The following is a 2500-nucleotide window of genomic DNA, read 5'->3' on the forward strand; positions in this document are numbered from 1 at the left end:
AAAAAAAAATCCCGATTCTTAAAAAAGAATCGGGATTTATAAAAACACTGATTATACAGTATCAAAAAAGGCAGCGACCTACTCTCCCACGAGTGTAGTACCATCGGCGCTAATGGGCTTAACTTCTCTGTTCGGAATGGTAAGAGGTGAGCCCCATCGCTATAACCACCTTAAATTGTAAGTTAACAGTTAATAAGTAACAGCTAACAGTTTAAAAAAACTATTCTCTTTTAACTTTTCACTCTTAACTGCGCTATGCGCAAATATCTTAACATATTGAAAACAAGATCATGATAAATAATTTGTTGTACTCTTTTAAAAAAACAGGCGTACAATAAGCCTATGGGTTATTAGTACTACTCGGCTATGACATTACTGCCTTTACACCTATAGCCTATCAACGTGGTCATCTCCCACGACCCTTTAAAGAAATCTCATCTTGTGGTGGGTTTCGCGCTTATATGCTTTCAGCGCTTATCCCTTCCCAACGTAGCTACTCAGCAATGCCGCTGGCGCGACAACTGATACACCAGAGGTTAGTCCAACTCGGTCCTCTCGTACTAGAGTCAGATCCACTCAAATTTCTAACGCCCACTGTAGATAGAGACCGAACTGTCTCACGACGTTCTGAACCCAGCTCGCGTGCCACTTTAATGGGCGAACAGCCCAACCCTTGGGACCTTCTCCAGCCCCAGGATGTGACGAGCCGACATCGAGGTGCCAAACCCCCCCGTCGATGTGAGCTCTTGGGGGAGATCAGCCTGTTATCCCCGGCGTACCTTTTATCCTTTGAGCGATGGCCCTTCCATGCGGAACCACCGGATCACTATGCTCTACTTTCGTACCTGATCGACTTGTAGGTCTCTCAGTCAAGCTTCCTTATGCCATTGCACTCTACGCACGGTTACCAAGCGTGCTGAGGAAACCTTTAGAAGCCTCCGTTACTCTTTTGGAGGCGACCACCCCAGTCAAACTACCCACCAAGCACTGTCCTTTCATTTGAAAGTTAGACTCTAGATAAGCAAAGGGTGGTATTTCAACAATGACTCCACAACGCCTGGCGACGCCACTTCATAGTCTCCCACCTATCCTACACATTACTTATCCAAAACCAATACTAAGCTATAGTAAAGGTGCACGGGGTCTTTTCGTCCCACAGCGGGTAATCGGCATCTTCACCGATACTACAATTTCACCGAGCTCATGGCTGAGACAGTGTCCAGATCGTTGCACCATTCGTGCAGGTCGGAACTTACCCGACAAGGAATTTCGCTACCTTAGGACCGTTATAGTTACGGCCGCCGTTTACTGGGGCTTCATTTGAGATCTTCGCCGAAGCTAAACCCTCCACTTAACCTTCCAGCACCGGGCAGGTGTCAGGCCATATACATCAACTTTCGTTTTAGCATAGCCCTGTGTTTTTGATAAACAGTCGCCTGGACCTTTTCACTGCGGCCCCCGCATATGCGGGGGCGACTCTTCTCCCGAAGTTACGAGTCTATTTTGCCTAATTCCTTAGCCATGAATCTCTCGAGCTCCTTAGAATTCTCATCCCAACTACCTGTGTCGGTTTAGGGTACGGGCTGCTTCTTTCGCTTTTCTTGGAAGTCGCTTCTCTGGATTATCACCGCAACCGAAGTCTTAGTGTACTATCGCCGTGTTACCACTGGCTTCAACGTGCTATTCCGTCAGCACGCACCAAATATACGCCTCCGTCACTTTTAGTAAGAGCAGGTACAGGAATATTAACCTGTTGTCCATCCACTACCCCTTTCGGGTTCGCGTTAGGTCCCGACTAACCCTCAGCTGATTAGCATAGCTGAGGAAACCTTAGTCTTTCGGAGTGCGGGTTTCTCGCCCGCATTATCGTTACTTATGCCTACATTTTCTTTTGTAGCTTCTCCAGCAAACCTCACAGTTTACCTTCAACGACACTACAATGCTCCCCTACCCATCTTATCGATGCCATAGCTTCGGTAGTATGTTTATGCCCGATTATTATCCATGCAAAATCGCTCGACTAGTGAGCTGTTACGCACTCTTTAAATGAATGGCTGCTTCCAAGCCAACATCCTAGCTGTCAAAGCAATTTCACCTCGTTTTTTCAACTTAACATACATTTGGGGACCTTAGCTGATGGTCTGGGTTCTTTCCCTCTCGGACATGGACCTTAGCACCCATGCCCTCACTGCTGATGAACATTTTATAGCATTCGGAGTTTGTCAGGAATTGGTAGGCGGTGAAGCCCCCGCATCCAATCAGTAGCTCTACCTCTATAAAACTATTAATCAACGCTGCACCTAAATGCATTTCGGGGAGTACGAGCTATTTCCGAGTTTGATTGGCCTTTCACCCCTACCCACAGGTCATCCGAAGACTTTTCAACGTCAACCGGTTCGGTCCTCCACTGTATGTTACTACAGCTTCAACCTGCCCATGGGTAGATCACACGGTTTCGCGTCTACCACTACTAACTATACGCCCTATTCAGACTCGCTTT

At 47.0% G+C, this 2500-nt stretch carries 2 rRNA genes (1 of these 2 cut by a window edge); both read right to left on the reverse strand.

Going from position 1 to position 2500, the window contains the following annotated elements:
- Positions 1-65 precede the first annotated feature (65 nt).
- Positions 66-173, reverse strand: a 5S ribosomal RNA gene (gene rrf, locus VOI54_RS17850).
- Positions 174-330: 157 nt separating this feature from the next.
- A 23S ribosomal RNA gene (locus tag VOI54_RS17855) occupies positions 331-2500 on the reverse strand; it runs 655 nt beyond the window's last position.

It is taken from the genome of Alterotamlana spongicola (assembly GCF_035818475.1).
Classification (GTDB): Bacteria; Bacteroidota; Bacteroidia; order Flavobacteriales; family Flavobacteriaceae; genus Cognatitamlana.